A 16,658-nucleotide genomic window follows, 5' to 3' on the forward strand; every position below is an offset into this window, starting at 1 on the left:
GCCCGAATTGGCAAGGACAAGCCGGGGGCGAAATGCGGCTCACGCGCCCCAGCGGGACCAGAATCCGCGCCAGCCGCCCGCCTGGGCCTTTGCGTGGGCTTTGGGCGTGCCGATTTGTTCCGTAAATTCATCGCTTGGGCCCTCGTCGTCGATCCCGGGATCGTCGGGTGCACGGACGATCGGAATGACGGTCTGGATCGGCGCCGATGCGGGCTTACTGAGGTCGGCCCGGGTCCGGAAGACGGGCGTTGCCGCCGGAGGCGATGATTCGGCGGGCGGCGGAGCCGGATTCGCCGGCTCAGCGGGTGTGACGGCCGGCTCGTCGACCTCCGCAGTTTCCTTCGCAGCTTGCTCCGCGGTTTCCTTGGGAGCTTCCTTGGCAGCTTCCTTGACAATCTCCTTCGCGGCCTCCTTGGCCGGAGGGGGTGAATTGTCCTGCGCGGCCGGTGCCGGCACCGGGGCCACCTCCGGCGGTTCCACCGAGGCCTCGCTGGGAACCGCAGTCACCCGCTTCGGCGGCGGAGCGGCCAGCATGGCTTCCTCGAAGGCGGAGGATTCGAGCGTGGGGCCCCTGTCCGAGGGCAGGCTCGCGACCGGCGTCTGCCACTGGAACGCATCGAGGCGGCCGGTGACCGGGGAGACCGGACGCCAGCGGTCGCTGACATAGCCGTCCGCGGTCCAGGCGGGATCGAGGCGGGCGCGCACCGCGCGCAAGGTCCAGGCGCGGGCTCGGCCGCCGTCACCATGCTCGGTGCGCTCGAGCTCGGCCATCAGCAGCGCGACGCGCTGGGTCGGATCCTTGAGATAAGGCGCGAGCACCTCGCGCGCGCGGGCGAACTCCGAGGCCTCGATCGCAGCGCGCGCGATGGCGAGCTGCCCTTCGACATAACCGGGCTTGTCGGCGGGGGTCTTCGCGGCGAGAGTCTCCACCCGCTGCAAGCGGTGCCATGCGGTATCGCCGAGCTTCACATGCGCATAGGCTTCCGCAAGATCGGGATGCGGATTGGCGAGCCAGGCGGCTTCCACCATCTTCATGGCGCGGCGCACCTGATGCGCCTCGCTCTCGAATTTTGCCGCGAGCACGGCCGCCGGCACCAGGGTCGGGGCGAGCTTGACCGCTTCCATCGCGCTCTCCCGCGCGACGTCGCGGTCCATCGTTTCCAGCTCCAGCGCACGCGCGGTGAGCAGCACGCCGCGCTGCCGGCGATAGGTCTGCTTGTCGATCAGGCCCGCGGAGAGATTCGAATCGAGGATCGCGAGCGCGCCGCTCCAGTCGCCGCGCGCGCAGCGGAAGCCGAGCACCGCGTGCGAGGCCCAGGTCGCGGACGGCGACAGCTTGATCGCTTCCTCCGCGATCATCACGGCGCCGACCGCATCATCGGCGCGCTGCGCCTCGATGAATAGACCGCGCAGGCCGAGCAGCCGCGTATCCTCGCGCTCGGCCATGACGCGGAAGACGCGCTGCGCCTCGTCGCGATTGCCTTCGAGCTGCGCCGACTGCGCGTGCAGCAGCAGCGCGAGCGGATCGTTCGGTGCATGCCGCCGTGCCGCCTCGGCGTGCCGCCGCGCGAGCGCGGGATCGCCATGGCCGATCGCGAGCAGGCCATGGGTGATGGCGTGACGGCCGCGGGCATGGCGCTTGTCATGACGCCGGCGGCGCAAGCGCCCCGGCATGCGCCAGACCATCGTCAGGATGCTCCAGACCAGCACGACGGAAGCGGCAAAGAGCCCGAGCAGGAACACGAACCTCGGCAGCGTCGTCGAGATGCGGAAGCTGCCCGCGGTCAGGACGAGATCGCCGGGCTGGTCGGCAACCCAGGCCGCGCCGACAGCCGCCAGTGCGATCAAGACGAGAAAGAGGACGATGCGAAGCATGGTCGATCCCTATACGCGCCGATTGTTGCGCGAATCTTATTGAGTAGATTTGGCGAGATCCGCCATGGCATCGTCGGCGAATTTGCGGGACGCGGCGAGCGCGGCGTCGCGGGCGTCGGCCTTGTCGAGCCAGGCCTGTGCCGCGGCGCGATCTGCCACGGGCAGCGTCTTCAGCTCGCGCCGCGCCTCGGCGAAATCGCTGCGGAGCGCCGCCGCCGTCACGCGCGACACGATGGCGCCGCGATCGTTGCCGACGCCGTCGGTGCGCTCGATCCGCACGAGCTTTGAGGCGCCGGCCTGGAGACGCTCGACAATGCCGGCCTCGCTCGACGGAGCTTCAGCCGGCGGCGACAGCTTCGGCACGATGTTGAGGAGCTCGCGGCTCAGCGCAGCCGACGTCGGGATGCCGGACGATGCAAACGCCTCGAGCGGCTTGAGCATGTCGGGCTTGGCCGTCAGCGACCGCGCCGCGGCCAATTGCGATTGATAGGGATCGCCGTGGCGAACGGCAACGTCGAGCAGCGACGCCGCCACCACATAACGGAGCGGCTTGTCGTCCATCGTCTTGGCCTCGGCGATCTTCTCGCCCTGCTGCGCGAGCTCGGCCCGCTCGGTCTTGCTGGCGCGCTCGAGCTGAGCGATGCGGTCGGCGAGCGCGGCAAGATCGGGCGCGGCAGTCGGCGGCGCGGATTTCGTATCGTTCAGCGCGCTCTCCATCTTGTCGAACTGCGCGCGCAAATTGGCGATGTCGCCGCGCAGGGCGCTCGCCGCTTTCTCCAACGCATCGATTCGCGTCACTTGGGCCGGATCGGCCGCGGGCTTGGCGGCCTTGGCTTCGACCGCGGCAACGCGTCCGCTCAGCGCATCGACGGTCGCATTGGTGACCTGCGGCGCGGCCGGCGGGGCTTGTACCGCCGGCCAGCCCAGCATCCAGCCGACCGCGATCACGACCGCAGCTGCGACCGCGCCGGAGAACGGTGCAACGACCCAGGGGGAGATCGGCGCCGATACGAGCGCCGCCGCCGACGCCTGCTGCTCTGCCGATTCGGGCTGAGGCTCGGCCTTGAGCTCTTCCGAGCCGGGCTCTTCCACCCTGGCCTGCTCCTGCGCGACATGCTCGGACGGCTCGGGCTCGCCGGCGACCTGCTGCGGCTGGGTCGAGACTTCCGTCGCCTCGAGGTCGATGGTGGGCGGGGTGCGCTTGGCACGACCCGGATCGGGCGCCAATCCAGCGTCTTCAGGCTTATCGTCGGCCATCGTGACGGTTCCTCACACTTCCATACCAGGGTGGATCAGATTGCGTCGGATTCGGCCCGACCTTTACGCCAAACGGGTGCGCAACGCACGCTCCAAGGAGTCGAATAAGGCAGTTTCGTCCGGCGTTGCGGCCACCAGAACCTGCGACGCGCCGGCCTCGCGCAGCACGCCCGCAACGGTCTCGGACAGGCAGCAATGCGGAATCGCCAGCGCCGAAATTTCGACACCTTCGTCCCGCGCCGCATCGAGGAACGCACGCGCGCTACGCCGGGAGTAGTGCAGCACCGCCTCGATCCCATGGGCGGCAAAGCCTTCGCAGACCTCGCGCGGCAAATGCTTCACCGGCGCCATGCGATAGGTCGTCCGCGTCACCACGCGGAAACCTTCCGCACCGAGCTCGCCGCCGAGGTCGCGCGACAGATCCCCGCCGGCGAGATACAGCAGCGCGCTCTTTTTCTTCAGCACCTTGTCGCGCGCGCTCTGCATCACCTTGTCACGCAAGGACGCGGCATCGCCGCCGGCGACGATCACCTCGGCAAAACCGGCCTCGCGCGCCGCAGCAGCCGTATGCTCGCCGACCGCGAACAAAGGCAGCTGCAATAGACCGAGGTCGGGCAATTGCAGCACCACGGTGCGGATCGCGTTGGCCGAGGTGACGAGAACGGCATCGTAAGAAACGTCACTCTCGCCTTGGAAGGCGACCGGCTCGAGCTTGAGCGCCGGCGCAAGCAGCACCGCATGCCCGCGCGCGCGCAGATTGTCCGCGGTCGCCTCGTTGTCGGGATGCGGCCGTGTGACGAGAATGGACATCGCTGGTGTTCCCGGACCATTTGGCGGTGACGCATTGACCAGAACGGCTGCGCGTGACGATTGCGCAAGCCGACCCCGGGATGCTACCGGACGTACCAGAACTCTGCTTTACAGATGAGCGCAAGGGCGCAAATTGGATAACAATTCGCCAATGCTGGTGCTGGGCATCGAAACCACCTGCGACGAGACCGCTGCGGCCGTGATCGAACGCGCGGCCGACGGCAGCGGCAAGATCCTGTCCAACATCGTGCGGTCGCAGATCGAGGAGCATGCCCGTTTCGGCGGCGTGGTGCCGGAGATCGCCGCGCGCGCGCATGTCGACGTGCTCGACGGGATCATCGACCGTGCCATGGCCGAGGCCGGCATCGATTATGCTGAGCTCGACGGCGTCGCGGCGGCCGCGGGGCCCGGGCTGATCGGCGGCGTCATCGTCGGGCTCACCACCGCGAAGGCGATCGCGATGGTGCACGACACGCCGCTGGTCGCCGTGAACCATCTCGAAGCGCATGCGCTGACACCGCGCCTCACCGACGGTATCGAATTTCCCTATTGCCTGTTTCTCGCCTCCGGCGGCCATACCCAGATCGTCGCGGTCACCGGCGTCGGCCAATATGTGCGGCTCGGCACCACGGTCGACGATGCCATCGGCGAGGCCTTCGACAAGGTCGCGAAGATGCTGGGCCTGCCCTATCCCGGCGGCCCGCAGGTCGAGCGCGCGGCCGCAGGCGGCGACGCCACGCGCTTTGCGTTTCCGCGGCCGATGCAGGGACGCCCGGATGCCAATTTCTCGCTGTCGGGACTGAAGACGGCGGTGCGCACCGAAGCGAGCCGGCTGACCGAGCTCACGCCGCACGACATCAGCGATCTCTGCGCGAGCTTCCAGGCCGCCGTGCTGGATTCGACGGCCGACCGGCTGAGCGTCGGCCTCAGGCTTTTCCGCGAGCAGTTCGGCGCACCGCGCGCGCTGGTCGCCGCCGGCGGCGTCGCCGCCAATCAGGCGATCCGCGGCGCCCTTGATGATGTCGCAAGGCAGGCCGGGACGCAGCTGATCATGCCGCCGCCCGCGCTTTGCACCGACAACGGCGCCATGATCGGCTGGGCCGGCGCCGAGCGCCTCGCGCTCGGCCTGACCGACACGATGGACGCGCAGCCGCGCGCACGCTGGCTGCTCGACGCCAACGCGACGGCGCCCGCGGGTTACGGCAAGACGCGGGCGGGATATTAGCGATGACCGCGCCGCAATCCGTCGCAGTAATCGGCGCGGGCGCCTGGGGCACGGCGCTGGCGACGGTGGCGGCGCGAGCCGGGCGAAACGTGACGCTGTGGGCACGCAATGCCGAGCATGCCGCGCGGATCGCATCGACGCGTGACAATCCAAGGCTGCCTGGCGTCCAGCTCGTGCCTGAGATCGTCGTCACGAGCGATCTGTCGCTTGCCGCGCGTGCGGACATGCTGCTGATCGCAACACCGGCGCAACATTTGCGCGGCGCGGTCAACATGCTGGCCTCGCACATCACGAAGCCAATGCCGATCGTCGCCTGCGCCAAGGGCATCGAGCACGGCACCCACAAGTTCATGACCGACGTGATCGCCGAGGCCGCGCCGCACGCGCAGCCGGCGATCCTGTCGGGGCCGAGCTTTGCCGACGACGTCGCACGTGGCCTGCCGACGGCAGTGACCCTGGCGGCAAGCGATGAGGCGCTGGCCAGCAGCCTGGTGCAGGCGCTGGGCTCGCCGACATTCCGCCCCTATCACTCCACCGACATCCGCGGCGTCGAGATCGGCGGCGCCGCCAAGAACGTGCTGGCGATCGCGGTCGGCATCGCGGTCGGACGCAAGCTCGGCGCCTCCGCGCAGGCGGCGCTCACGACCCGCGGCTTTGCCGAGCTGACGCGCCTCGGCCGCGCGCTCGGCGCACGCAGGGAGACGCTCACCGGCCTCTCTGGCCTCGGTGATCTCATTCTGACCTGCTCGAGCCCGCAATCGCGCAACTTCGCCCTCGGCCTCGCGCTCGGGCGCGGCGAGCAGCCTCCCGCCGGCAAGCTCGCCGAGGGCGAGTTCACCGCCCCTGTGCTGATCGAGCTCGCCGCTTCGCAAAACATCGAGTTGCCGGTATCGGAGGCGGTCGCATCCATCCTGAGCGGCCGGAGCACGATCGATGCCGCGATCTCGGGGCTGATGACGCGCCCCTTCAAGGCAGAGGAATAAGCATGGCGTACTGGCTCGTGAAATCCGAACCGTCGGTGTGGTCCTGGGACCAGCAGGTTGCAAAGGGCGCCAAAGGCGAAGCCTGGACCGGCGTGCGCAATTTCACCGCACGCCAGAACCTCGTGAACATGAAGAAGGGCGACAAGGCGTTCTTCTATCATTCCAACGAGGGCAAGGAGATCGTCGGCATCGCCGAGATCATCAAGGAGGCCTATCCCGATCCGACCGACAAGACCGGCAAATTCGTCTGCGTCGACATCAAGGCCGACAAGCCCCTGAAGACGCCGGTGACGATGGCCGCAATCAAGGCCGACAAGAAGCTCGCGGACATGGCGCTGGTGAAATATTCGCGCCTCTCGGTGCAGCCGGTGACGGCGGAGGAATGGAAGCTCGTCTGCAAGATGGGTGGGATTTAGTCGTATCTAGCCCTGGATCTGTAGGGTGGGCAAAGCGCAGCGTGCCCACCCTTCAGGATGAAAGCTCGCGGTGGAATGGTGGGCACGGCGCGCGTAAAGCGCGCCTTTGCCCATCCTACATATCTGGCAACGCAAACACCTCGCACGGCGCGGCAATGCCGCGGAGCTCATGCGTCCCGAGCGCGACCAGCGGCATCTCCGTCTCTGCAGCGACCGCGCCTGAGACCAGCACGGTCCGGCCCAGCGGCTTGCACAATCCCTCCAGGCGGCTGGCGAGATTGACCGCGGGGCCGATCGCGGTGAAGTCGAGCCGGTTGGCGGCGCCAATATTGCCCCAGAGCATCTCGCCGAGATGGAGCGCGGCGCCAAACGACAGCGGCGGCAATCCTTGCGCGCGGCGCTCCTTGTTGAGATACGCCATCCCGGCCTCGGCTGCGCCTGCAGCACGCAGAGCAGCGTCACAGGCGCGGCGCGGCGACGCCTCGAGCACCGGAAAGATCGCCAGCACGCCGTCGCCGATGAATTTCAGCACCTCGCCGCCGAAGGCGTGAACCGCGCCGGCGATGCGATCGAACCAGGCGTCGAGCGCCGCGATGACGTCGGCCGGCGGTGTGGTCTCCGACAGGCTCGTGAAATTGCGCAGGTCCGCATAGAGCAGTGCTGCCTGGATGGTCTCGCCGAGATCGCGGCGCAGAGGCGCCGCGAGCACCCGCTCCGCGCTGCGCGTGCCGAGGTAAGCATCGAGCGTCGCCCGCAAGGTGGCGCGCGCGGCGAGCACGGCAAGCGGCGTCGCGGCGAAACGCGCGGCCTGACGTAGTTGCTCGATCTCATCCGCCGTGAACGGACGCGGCCCGATCCAGCCGAGCAGCGGCCCATCGGACCGTCCGGCGACATCTTCATGCACCTGCCCGCGCGCGCTGTCGCGCAGCCAGCGGCGGCCGGCGTCGTCGGGGGGATCGGGCGCGAGGCCGCCGGGCGCGAAGCCGAGCGCTTCGATCACCTGGCCGCTATCGGCACGCCACAGCCAGGTCCGTTTCGCGATCAGGGGATGCGGCACCGCCAGCGTCAAGGCGCCTGCCGCGAGCGGCACGCCGTCGGCGACCAGATGCGCGCCGAGTTCCGCGAGCAGGCGGTCGGCCCCGGGACAATCCGAGGCGGCATCGAGGAGCCAGGCGAGGGTCGAAGAGAGGTGCATGGCCCGATGATGACGAAGCCGGGCCGTCTTTGTCACGGGCAAACCTTGACGGAGCGCCGGGCCGCCGCCATGTCCCATCGTCAGACCAGGGATGATCGCCGATGCCCGAGCCGTTCATAGTGCGACGCGAGACCCAGATCGCGGCCCCGCGCGCCACCGTCTTCGCCTATCTCACCGACCCCGAAAAGATCCTGAGCTGGATGGGCTCAGATGCGACCACCGAGCCGTATCCCGGCGGGCTCTATTTGCTCAAGGGCGTCAGCCCGCGCGGCGGTGTCGCCCGCGGTGTCTTCCGCGAGGTCGTGCCGGTGCATCGTCTGGCCTACACGTTCGGCTGGGAGGGCGGCCAGGAAGTTCCGCCCGGCTCGAGCCTGATCGAGATCGACCTGATCGAGCAGGACGGCGGCACGCTGCTGCGCATGACCCATAGCGGCCTGCCGAACGAAGCGCAGGCCGCCGCGCATGCGACGGGATGGGCGCACTATCTGGAGCGGCTCACGATCGCAGCCGCGGGCGGCGATCCCGGTCCGGACAAGGGTGTGTCAGAAAAGAAGTAGCGCTCGGTAGGGTGGGCAAAGGCGCGCCCTTCGCGCCGTGCCCACCACCTTTCACCATGAGCAAATGGTGGGCACGCTTCGCTTTGCCCACCCTACGAGAGTGCGGCGCGCCGTTACACCGCTGCGGTCGCCACCACCTGCGCTAGCAGCTGTTCACGCCTCGCCTGCGAGCGCTGGCCCTTCATGGTCGCGGCGAAGCGCTCGAGGATGCCCTCCTCGAAGGCGGTGACGATGGTGTCGTGGACGTAGCTCTTGCGGCAGATCGCCGGCGTGTTGGAGAGCTGGTCGGCGGCGGCGCGGATCGCGTCGAGCACCTGCTTCTTGCGGCCGCGCTGGCTGCTCGCCGGCGTGATCCGCGACAGCGATTCCACCACGACCGCGGAGGCCATCAGCGTACGGAAATCCTTCAGCGAAATCTTGATGCCGGCGATCTCGCGCAGAAGCGCGTTCACCTGGGTGGTGTTGACCGCGCGCACGATGCCGTAGGCATCGCGATACTGGAACATGCGCTTGCCGGGAACGCTCTGCAAAATGCCGATGGCGCGCACCAGCTTGGCGGCGTCGCACTCCTTGCGCACCGCTTTGCCGCCCTTGGCCTTGAAGGTCAGCACGAAGCAATCGTCTTCAAGCGTGACGTTGGACTTCAGCAGCGTGGTCGCGCCGCGGGTGCCGTTGAGGCGGGCGTAGGATTCATTGCCGGGACGGATCGCGGTACGCGCGATCAGCTCGATCACGGCCGAGAGCGCGAACTCGCGCGTCGGCTCGTCACCGGACAGGAACGCCGAGACCTTGCGCCGGATTTTCGGCAGCGCGCCGACGAGCTTTGCCAGGCGATGCGCCTTGCGCTGCTCGCGGACCTTCTCCCAATCGGCGTGATAGCGATATTGCAGCCGGCCCGCGGCATCGCGGCCCACCGCCTGCAGGTGCGAGTTCGGATCGGCGGAGTAGCGCACCTCGCGATAGGCCGGCGGCACTGCCATGGCGTGCAGCCGGCGGATGGTGCGGGCGTCGCGGATATGCGCGCCGTTGGGACGGACGAAGGAATAGCCCTTGCCGCGCTTGATACGGCGGATGGTCAGCTCGTTCTGGTCGCCGAGCCGCAAGCCCAGCTCCTTGGCGAGGGCCTCGACCGTCGCCGCAGGCGCCGTGTCGTAGGTCTTCTTCGGGCTCGGGCGCCTGAAACCGGTCGGTTTCGGCCATTGTCCGAGGGCCTTGGCCAGGGCAATGGCTGCAGGATCGGCTGAAGCGGGCCGCATCGTCCCGAGATTCTGCTGATCCATCATAGTCTTATGCCTTAGCCCAGTCTGTTATCGATCAATGCCGCTGTTCTGATTTTTGTTCCGAAGGGTCTCTTTGGACCCGGGTTGGCCATTTAGGGTGTTCCGAACGCTATTGCGAGTCCCGAATCAGTGGGGAACGGTTCCTAAATACCTCCGACTGACGCATAGGGGCTCTGCGGCGTCCCTTCTGGCGGCCTGGGTCAAGAGCCGAAAGGCGCCTGTCGGCCTGTTTCAGATTTGCGACAGCGGGCCTTCCGGACCTTGATCCTCCGCATGGCCGGCTGCCCGCCGAAGGTCCAGCTTGTGCTCCTTGTCGGGTCCGGTTAGCCCGACGCATAATCCGTCAAACGATGCTGTCGGCATTGCCTGAGCTTGCCGCATGTGGAGGGAAGCATGTCCGAGAAGATCTACGACGTCCCCGCGGAGTGGGCGAAGCGCGCCTGGGTAGACCAGGCCAAGTACAAGGAGATGTACGCCCGCTCGATCTCGGACCCGAACGGCTTCTGGGCGGAGCAGGCCAAGCGCATCGACTGGATGAAGGCGCCGACGAAAATCGAGAACGTCTCCTTCGCGCCCGGCAACATCTCGATCAAATGGTTCGAGGACGGAATCCTCAACGTCGCCTATAACTGCATCGACCGGCATCTCCACACGCGCGCCCACCAGACCGCGATCATCTGGGAAGGCGACGATCCCTCGCAGTCCCGCCACATCACGTACAAGGAGCTGCACGACGAGGTCTGCCGGATGGCCAACATCCTGCGCACCCGCAACGTCAAGAAGGGCGACCGCGTCACCATCTACCTGCCGATGATCCCCGAGGCCGCCTATGCGATGTTGGCCTGCGCGCGGATCGGCGCGATCCACTCCGTGGTGTTCGCGGGCTTCTCGCCCGACAGCCTTGCTCAGCGCATCAACGATTGCCAGTCCAAGGTCATCATCACCGCGGACGAAGGCCTGCGCGGCGGCAAGAAGGTGCCGCTGAAGGCCAATGTCGATGCCGCGCTCAGTAAAGCCGACGGCGTCGACTGGGTCGTCGTGGTCAAGCGCACCGGCGCCAAGGTGGACATGAACCCGACGCGCGACCTCTGGTACCACGAGGCCGCGGCGATGGTGACCACGGAATGCCCGGTCGAGCACATGCACGCCGAGGACCCGCTGTTCATCCTCTACACGTCGGGCTCGACCGGCCAGCCCAAGGGCGTGCTGCACACCTCCGGCGGCTATCTCGTGTTTGCCTCGATGACGCATCAATACGTCTTCGACTATCACGACGGCGACATCTACTGGTGCACCGCCGACGTCGGCTGGGTCACCGGCCACAGCTACATTCTCTACGGACCGCTGGCGAACGGGGCGACGACGCTGATGTTCGAGGGCGTGCCGAATTATCCGGATAATTCGCGGTTCTGGAACGTCATCGACAAGCACAAGGTCAACATCTTCTACACCGCGCCGACCGCGATCCGCGCGCTGATGCAGAGCGGCGATGAGCCGGTGAAGAAGACCTCGCGCGCCTCGCTCCGCCTGCTCGGCTCGGTCGGCGAGCCCATCAATCCCGAAGTCTGGGAGTGGTATCACCGCGTCGTCGGCGACGACCGCTGCCCGATCGTCGATACGTGGTGGCAGACCGAGACCGGCGGCATCCTGATCACGCCGCTGCCGGGCGCCACCAAGCTGAAGCCGGGCTCGGCAACGCAGCCATTCTTCGGCGTGATGCCCGAAATCGTCGATGCCGACGGCAAGGTGCTGGAAGGCGAGACCACCGGCAACCTCTGCCTGACGCGGTCCTGGCCGGGCCAGATGCGCACGGTCTATGGCGATCACGCTCGCTTCGAGCAGACCTATTTCTCGACCTACAAGGGCAAGTATTTTACGGGCGACGGCTGCCGCCGCGATGCCGACGGCTATTACTGGATCACCGGCCGCGTCGACGACGTCATCAACGTCTCCGGCCACCGCATGGGCACCGCCGAAGTCGAAAGCGCGCTGGTGGCGCATGAGAAGGTGTCGGAAGCGGCCGTCGTCGGCTTCCCGCACGACATCAAGGGTCAGGGCATCTACGCCTATGTCACCCTGATGGCCGGCGTGCAGCCGACCGACGAGCTGCGCAAGGAGCTCGTGACCTGGGTGCGCAAGGAGATCGGTCCGATCGCCTCGCCCGACCAGATCCAGTTCGCCCCGGGCCTGCCAAAAACCCGCTCCGGCAAGATCATGCGCCGCATCCTGCGCAAGATCGCCGAGGACGAGCCGGGGAGCCTCGGCGACACCTCGACACTCGCCGATCCTGCCGTCGTCGATGATCTCGTCAAGAACCGGCAGAACAAGAAGTCAGCGTAAGGCAAGCTCGTGGCCCGGACGCAGCGCAGCGCTTCTTCAGCGTTGAGCTGCTGAGCCGGGGCCCATCTAACGACAAGCGTGTGGCTTGCTGGGTCCCGGCTCTGCGCAGCAGCGTTTCACGCTGCAGCGCGTCCGGGACACGAGACTAGTTTTCGCGTCAGCCCCCAAAAGACAACAGCCATTCACACCCTCACGCTCTTGTCAGCGGGCGCGGTGGTGCGCCGGCATCTTTCCCGCCGAGTGTTGTTTTCAGGTCATTTACTTTATTTCGAACATTTCCTTTGTTCCCCCTGCTGGCCGGCCCTCGGCAGCCGCGCGTGGAAACCATTGGGTTAACGGGCGCGGTTAAGAATGAGCATCGATGAGGGCTTGGTGCGGCGGCGATTGCCGGGTTCTGCGTCATTTTGGACGATCCGTTTGGGGTTAAGGGGAAGCATCGATGTCGATGAGGATTGCTGTGGCGCTGGCCGCCACCATCGCGGCAGGGGCCTTGACGTCGACGGCGGCGCAGGCGCGGCCGGAAATGGTGGGGTCACACCTGGCCGACTATTCGCCGGGCACCATCGTGGTCAAAACCAGCGAGCGGCGGCTTTATCTCATCCTCGGCAACGGCCAGGCCGTGCGCTATCCGGTCGGCGTCGGCAAGGCCGGCAAGCAGTGGGCCGGCACGACGCGGATCGACGGCAAATATCTCAATCCGGCCTGGGCGCCGCCCGCCGAGGTGAAGCGCGACAAACCGAACATGCCCGACGTCATTCCGGGCGGCTCGCCGCGCAACCCGATGGGCGTTGCGGCGATGACGCTCGCCGGCGGTGAATATGCGATCCACGGCACCAACGTGCCGGGCTCGATCGGCGGCTTCGTCTCCTATGGCTGCATCCGCATGCTCAACGACGACATCACCGATCTCTATGGCCGCGTCTCCGTCGGCACGACGGTGGTCGTGACGCGCTGATCGAGGAGCTCGCGAGAAGACCGTCAAAGCCGCGTCGCTCGACGCGGCTTTTTGCTACCAGAAGCGCCAGCCCCGCGCGCACCAGCCGTCGCGATGGCCGCCATTGTAGCTGCGCACGTAGCCGCCCGCGAGCAGCGCGGCCGCGACGTCGGCGGTCCGTCTGGTCGCAACATCGGCGAGGACGCGCCCGTACTTGTCGGCACCGAGATTGCTGATCGTGACGCCGCCCTGGCCGAGTAGATCGCGCAATGCGCGGGTCGCAGCTTCGGCCTTATCCAGCTCCTCCTGGCAGGACGCCTTCAATTCAGGCGCATCGATGCCGCGCAGCCGAACGCGCGCAACGAGACCGCGGCCGTCACGGTGGCGCAGGCGCGCGAGAAAAGTGTCGCCATCGACGGTGCGGATGACCTCGACCGGACGGAGGTCGGCATTGCCGGTCTGCTGCAGGATAATTTCGGCATTCTGCCCCTGGTCGTCAGTCGCATGCGGCTGCGGCCAGTTTGTTCCGTGACGAAAGGTGATCACGATCGCCACCGCCACGCCGACCACGAACATCCATGGCAGCAGGCCCGAGAATTGGCGGCGGAACGGAGAACCGCTGAACGACGACCGATGAGGATTGATACGACCGGGGGAACGCATCGTTCCACGCTAGAGCTGAGTCGGGCAACCTCGCAAGCGCGTGCCTTCCACGCACTTCAATGCCGACTGCGTCGCTATCGCTGTTCCAAGCGCTCTCCGGCGGTGACCCCCTGTAGTTGCACGGGTTCATCGGCCGTACTTCTACGGTCACTATGGAATGTTACCCAATTTTCAATCTTTGGTTGCGAATACGATTGCTGTAGGGTGACGATCCAAGGAGGCAGAGGTGGGGACATTCAGGTTTCGCATCGGAACCAAGCTCGGCATCGTGACGGGCATAAGTGTCGTATTGGTCGGCGGCATGCTGATCAACCAGATGCTCGGTAACCGTTCGATCGCCGAATCCAATCGCCTGGTCACGATCAACTACCTCAACAAGGGCAATGCGCAGGCAGCGCAGACGGCGATGGCACGGGCGCAGCTCGCCGCTCTCGAACTCGGCTCGGCGCCGACAGCCGGAGAGGTCGACAGGCTCCTCGAGCTTCTCCGCACCCGAGGGGGCGAGGCCGGGTCGGAAATCGATGCCGCGACCGAGCGGGCGACCCGGAAGGTCACCCAGGACGCCTACCGTGAGACCAAAAAATTCGTCGAAGCGTATCTGACCAGTGGCATCGAGCTGGCGGGGGCGCAAAAGGCCCTCATTGCCGCTCCTGCCGGTGGTGCCAGGATTGCAGCGGAATCGGCGAAGGCAAGCATTCTCGCAGAGCACATGCGTCCGGCCGCTCTGGAAGTCAGCAAACGCATCGACGACCTCGTCGGCGTCGCCAACGAATTCGCCGCGCGCCGCAAGGGCGAGATGCTCACCGAGCTGGACCGGGTCGCCAATTTCGCATTGATCGTCGGCGTATTCGTCGTTCTGACGTTGGTCGGGTCCGCGGTGTTTTCCGTGATGAGTATCGCCAGGCCGGTCCGTCGCATCGGCGACGTGCTGCTGCAACTCGCGGGCGGCAACAAGGCGATCGAGATTCCCTACACGGGCCGCGGCGATGAAGTCGGCGACAACGCTCGCGCCGCCCAGACCTTCAAGGAAAATCTGATCCGCATCGAGCAGATGGAAGCCGAGACGAAGAATCAGGAAATCGCCGCGGCCGCTCAGCGCAAGCAGGAGATGACGCGGCTCGCGAGCGCATTCGAAACTGCGGTTGGCGGTATCATCGACTCCGTGTCGGCGGCCTCCCACCAACTCGAATCCGCCGCCGGCACACTGTCCGGCACGGCGGAACAGACCCAGCAGCTCTCGGGAATGGTCGCCGCCGCTTCGGAAGAAGCCTCCACCAACGTCGGAGCCGTGGCGTCCGCAGCCGAGGAAATGAGCACGTCGGTCGTCGAGATCGGCCGCCAAGTGCACGATTCCAGCCGCATCGCTAGCGACGCGGTCAAGCAGGCCGAGCGCACCGACGTCAGGATCAATGAGCTGCTCAAGGCTGCGGGCCGCATTGGCGACGTCGTCAAGCTGATCACCGCGATAGCCGAACAGACCAATCTCCTGGCCCTGAACGCAACGATCGAGGCGGCGCGGGCGGGCGAATCCGGCCGCGGCTTCGCGGTCGTCGCCAGCGAGGTCAAGGCGCTCGCAGCACAAACCGCGCGTGCGACCGAGGAGATCAGCGCACAGATCGCCGGCATGCAGGCGGCGACCGAGGATTCCGTCGGCGCGATCAAGGAGATCGGCGCAACCATCGCCCGCATCTCGGACATCTCGACGACGATCGCTGCGACCATCGAGGAGCAGGGCGCGGCGACGGCCGAGATTGCGCGCAACGTCAGCGAAGCCGCCAAGGGCACCGTCGAAGTTACGAACAAGATCGCGCAGGTCAGTCAAGGCGCCAGCGCCACCGGCGCGGCATCGGGACAGGTGCTGGCATCGGCGCGCTCGCTGTCGAGCGAAAGCAGCCTCTTGAAGACAGAGCTCGAGAAGTTCCTCAAGACCGTGCGCGCGGCCTGATCCGCAAAACGTCGGCGAGCATTCGCAGTGCTCGCGGGCGGTGGGCGGCACCCCCCCGGGATTCTCCGGGTTTGACGACAGCCATCCCACAACTATAGCCTGCATGTGATGCCGCAAGCAACCTCGTTTGCGGAACCACTAGAGTGAGCTCCCCCATATGAACATCGACGGGACTTTCCCCGATTCGCTCCAACGAATCGCCGATCTGATTCGGCAACAGCACGGCTCCCTCGATGCTTTGCCGCTTTCGCCGGTCGGCGAATTCCAGACCAGGACCGTCACGCTTGAGAGCTTGATGCGCGAGGTCACCGGGTGCCTTGCGGAGAATTTCCGGCATCGCCCGGCGCAAGACTTCCCGATGCTTTATTTTGCATGCGGCAAGGCTCGTGTCGGCTCGACGGCTCTGAGCAATCTGTTCGGCATGACGGGGATGCCGTCATATTACCAGCCGCTGAAGGCGATCTTGCGCGACGCGCTCGTCGGCCGCCCGCTGACGCCCTGGATCGTTCCATCGACCACCGACGAGCCGCACATCTTCAGCAAGGAAACGATCGGGCCCTACGTGCTTGCCGAGAGCCTGTTCAATCCGTTGCAGCTCTTGATCGAAGCGGGCTATCCGCGGCACCGGCTCCATCTCATCATGCTTGATCGGGAGCCGGCGAGTTCGCTGGCGTCGTGGCTCGACAAGCTGATCTCGCGCGCGCCAGCAGACGTGTTGCTGCGGCACTATGTGGTCGCAGCACTCAGCGCGGCTCGGATCTCTAGCTACGCCGAGCGGCAGGGCGTTCCCGTCACTCACTACGTCTACGAGGTGAGCAAGGAGGCTTTGTCGTCCGTGCGCGTCTTGTTCGACCGCCTCGGACTGTCCGGCAGCTTTACCGAGAATGCCGTGACGTCGTGGCGGGAGCCCGGACAAATGGAGGCGAACAACGCGCGCGTCATCTTCCCGAGCGAAGCGGCGATCTACAAGGTGCCCAATCTGCACACCTCCGACAGCGCCTATCGCTACCAGCGCCGCGCGACGGCCTCTCTCAGCGAAGCTCAGCTCGAAACTCTCGAGCGCTGTGGGGTCAATGAATCCTATCGCACCTCCGTTGCGGCCTGCGCTCGCGATCTCGGCCTGAATACGGCGATGTCGGCGCGACTGTTCGGCGATTGGTTTGCTGCGGCCGCGTGAT

14 protein-coding genes are annotated in these 16,658 nt (G+C 66.5%); 8 read left to right on the forward strand and 6 right to left on the reverse strand.

The window, feature by feature from the left end:
- Window positions 1-39: 39 nt before the first annotated feature.
- The 3 genes from N2602_RS00515 to N2602_RS00525 form a co-directional block, all read right to left on the reverse strand.
- On the reverse strand, window positions 40-1,875 hold the full coding sequence (locus N2602_RS00515) for a heme biosynthesis protein HemY (protein ID WP_260381431.1): 1,836 nt from the start codon (window positions 1,873-1,875) through the stop codon (window positions 40-42).
- 36 nt (window positions 1,876-1,911) lie between these two features.
- Entirely contained in the window at window positions 1,912-3,132 is a 1,221-nt protein-coding gene (locus N2602_RS00520; protein WP_172787879.1) for a COG4223 family protein, read from the reverse strand.
- A 63-nt stretch (window positions 3,133-3,195) separates the two neighbouring features.
- On the reverse strand, window positions 3,196-3,942 hold the full coding sequence (locus tag N2602_RS00525) for a uroporphyrinogen-III synthase (protein WP_260381432.1): 747 nt from the start codon (window positions 3,940-3,942) through the stop codon (window positions 3,196-3,198).
- A gap of 157 nt (window positions 3,943-4,099) precedes the next feature.
- Here N2602_RS00525 and tsaD point away from each other — a divergent pair, with 157 nt between their 5' ends.
- The 3 genes from tsaD to N2602_RS00540 are packed head-to-tail and all read left to right on the forward strand — an operon-like array spanning window position 4,100 to window position 6,566.
- The gene (tsaD, locus tag N2602_RS00530; RefSeq protein ID WP_260383814.1) at window positions 4,100-5,167 is read left to right on the forward strand and encodes a tRNA (adenosine(37)-N6)-threonylcarbamoyltransferase complex transferase subunit TsaD; all 1,068 of its coding nucleotides are present in this window, start codon (window positions 4,100-4,102) and stop codon (window positions 5,165-5,167) included.
- A 2-nt stretch (window positions 5,168-5,169) separates the two neighbouring features.
- Complete coding sequence (locus N2602_RS00535; protein ID WP_260381433.1) at window positions 5,170-6,150, forward strand: NAD(P)H-dependent glycerol-3-phosphate dehydrogenase; 981 nt, start codon at window positions 5,170-5,172, stop codon at window positions 6,148-6,150.
- 2 nt (window positions 6,151-6,152) lie between these two features.
- Window positions 6,153-6,566, forward strand: coding sequence for an EVE domain-containing protein (locus N2602_RS00540; RefSeq protein WP_260381434.1), 414 nt, complete (start codon window positions 6,153-6,155; stop codon window positions 6,564-6,566).
- 115 nt (window positions 6,567-6,681) lie between these two features.
- On the opposite strand, the gene N2602_RS00545 is transcribed toward N2602_RS00540, so the two are convergent.
- Window positions 6,682-7,761: an adenylate/guanylate cyclase domain-containing protein gene (locus tag N2602_RS00545; RefSeq protein ID WP_260383815.1), complete on the reverse strand. Its 1,080-nt coding sequence runs from the start codon at window positions 7,759-7,761 to the stop codon at window positions 6,682-6,684.
- Window positions 7,762-7,862: 101 nt separating this feature from the next.
- Between N2602_RS00545 and N2602_RS00550 the strand changes: the two genes are divergently transcribed.
- On the forward strand, window positions 7,863-8,318 hold the full coding sequence (locus tag N2602_RS00550) for an SRPBCC domain-containing protein (RefSeq protein WP_172787875.1): 456 nt from the start codon (window positions 7,863-7,865) through the stop codon (window positions 8,316-8,318).
- Window positions 8,319-8,431: 113 nt separating this feature from the next.
- Here N2602_RS00550 and N2602_RS00555 read toward each other — a convergent pair whose 3' ends face one another.
- Window positions 8,432-9,601 (reverse strand): DNA topoisomerase IB, encoded by a 1,170-nt coding sequence (locus tag N2602_RS00555; protein WP_260381435.1) that lies wholly within the window; start codon window positions 9,599-9,601, stop codon window positions 8,432-8,434.
- A 390-nt stretch (window positions 9,602-9,991) separates the two neighbouring features.
- Here N2602_RS00555 and acs point away from each other — a divergent pair, with 390 nt between their 5' ends.
- Both acs and N2602_RS00565 read left to right on the forward strand, forming a co-directional pair.
- On the forward strand, window positions 9,992-11,938 hold the full coding sequence (acs, locus tag N2602_RS00560) for an acetate--CoA ligase (RefSeq protein ID WP_260381436.1): 1,947 nt from the start codon (window positions 9,992-9,994) through the stop codon (window positions 11,936-11,938).
- Window positions 11,939-12,377: 439 nt separating this feature from the next.
- On the forward strand, window positions 12,378-12,893 hold the full coding sequence (locus N2602_RS00565; protein WP_172787872.1) for a L,D-transpeptidase: 516 nt from the start codon (window positions 12,378-12,380) through the stop codon (window positions 12,891-12,893).
- Between the two features lie 54 nt (window positions 12,894-12,947).
- Here N2602_RS00565 and N2602_RS00570 read toward each other — a convergent pair whose 3' ends face one another.
- Window positions 12,948-13,535, reverse strand: a complete 588-nt coding sequence (locus N2602_RS00570) for a thermonuclease family protein (RefSeq protein WP_260381437.1) — start codon at window positions 13,533-13,535, stop codon at window positions 12,948-12,950.
- Between the two features lie 226 nt (window positions 13,536-13,761).
- Between N2602_RS00570 and N2602_RS00575 the strand changes: the two genes are divergently transcribed.
- Together N2602_RS00575 and N2602_RS00580 are read left to right on the forward strand one after the other, a co-directional pair.
- On the forward strand, window positions 13,762-15,480 hold the full coding sequence (locus N2602_RS00575; protein ID WP_212257904.1) for a methyl-accepting chemotaxis protein: 1,719 nt from the start codon (window positions 13,762-13,764) through the stop codon (window positions 15,478-15,480).
- Window positions 15,481-15,637: 157 nt separating this feature from the next.
- Window positions 15,638-16,657 carry a sulfotransferase family protein gene (locus tag N2602_RS00580; RefSeq protein ID WP_260381438.1) on the forward strand — a complete coding sequence of 340 codons (1,020 nt, stop codon included), beginning with the start codon at window positions 15,638-15,640 and terminating at the stop codon, window positions 16,655-16,657.
- The last annotated feature ends 1 nt before the right edge of the window (window position 16,658 follow it).

The organism is Bradyrhizobium sp. NC92, from assembly GCF_025200865.1.
GTDB lineage: Bacteria > Pseudomonadota > Alphaproteobacteria > Rhizobiales > Xanthobacteraceae > Bradyrhizobium.

Coding starts and splice junctions, on each gene's coding strand:
- N2602_RS00580 (WP_260381438.1), top strand. CDS start 15,638: ATGAACATCGACGGGACTTTCCCCGATTCGCTCCAACGAATCGCCGAT.
- N2602_RS00550 (WP_172787875.1), top strand. CDS start 7,863: ATGCCCGAGCCGTTCATAGTGCGACGCGAGACCCAGATCGCGGCCCCG.
- N2602_RS00525 (WP_260381432.1), bottom strand. CDS start 3,942: ATGTCCATTCTCGTCACACGGCCGCATCCCGACAACGAGGCGACCGCG.
- N2602_RS00535 (WP_260381433.1), top strand. CDS start 5,170: ATGACCGCGCCGCAATCCGTCGCAGTAATCGGCGCGGGCGCCTGGGGC.
- N2602_RS00555 (WP_260381435.1), bottom strand. CDS start 9,601: ATGATGGATCAGCAGAATCTCGGGACGATGCGGCCCGCTTCAGCCGAT.
- N2602_RS00540 (WP_260381434.1), top strand. CDS start 6,153: ATGGCGTACTGGCTCGTGAAATCCGAACCGTCGGTGTGGTCCTGGGAC.
- N2602_RS00565 (WP_172787872.1), top strand. CDS start 12,378: ATGTCGATGAGGATTGCTGTGGCGCTGGCCGCCACCATCGCGGCAGGG.
- N2602_RS00570 (WP_260381437.1), bottom strand. CDS start 13,535: ATGCGTTCCCCCGGTCGTATCAATCCTCATCGGTCGTCGTTCAGCGGT.
- N2602_RS00515 (WP_260381431.1), bottom strand. CDS start 1,875: ATGCTTCGCATCGTCCTCTTTCTCGTCTTGATCGCACTGGCGGCTGTC.
- N2602_RS00545 (WP_260383815.1), bottom strand. CDS start 7,761: ATGCACCTCTCTTCGACCCTCGCCTGGCTCCTCGATGCCGCCTCGGAT.
- acs (WP_260381436.1), top strand. CDS start 9,992: ATGTCCGAGAAGATCTACGACGTCCCCGCGGAGTGGGCGAAGCGCGCC.
- N2602_RS00520 (WP_172787879.1), bottom strand. CDS start 3,132: ATGGCCGACGATAAGCCTGAAGACGCTGGATTGGCGCCCGATCCGGGT.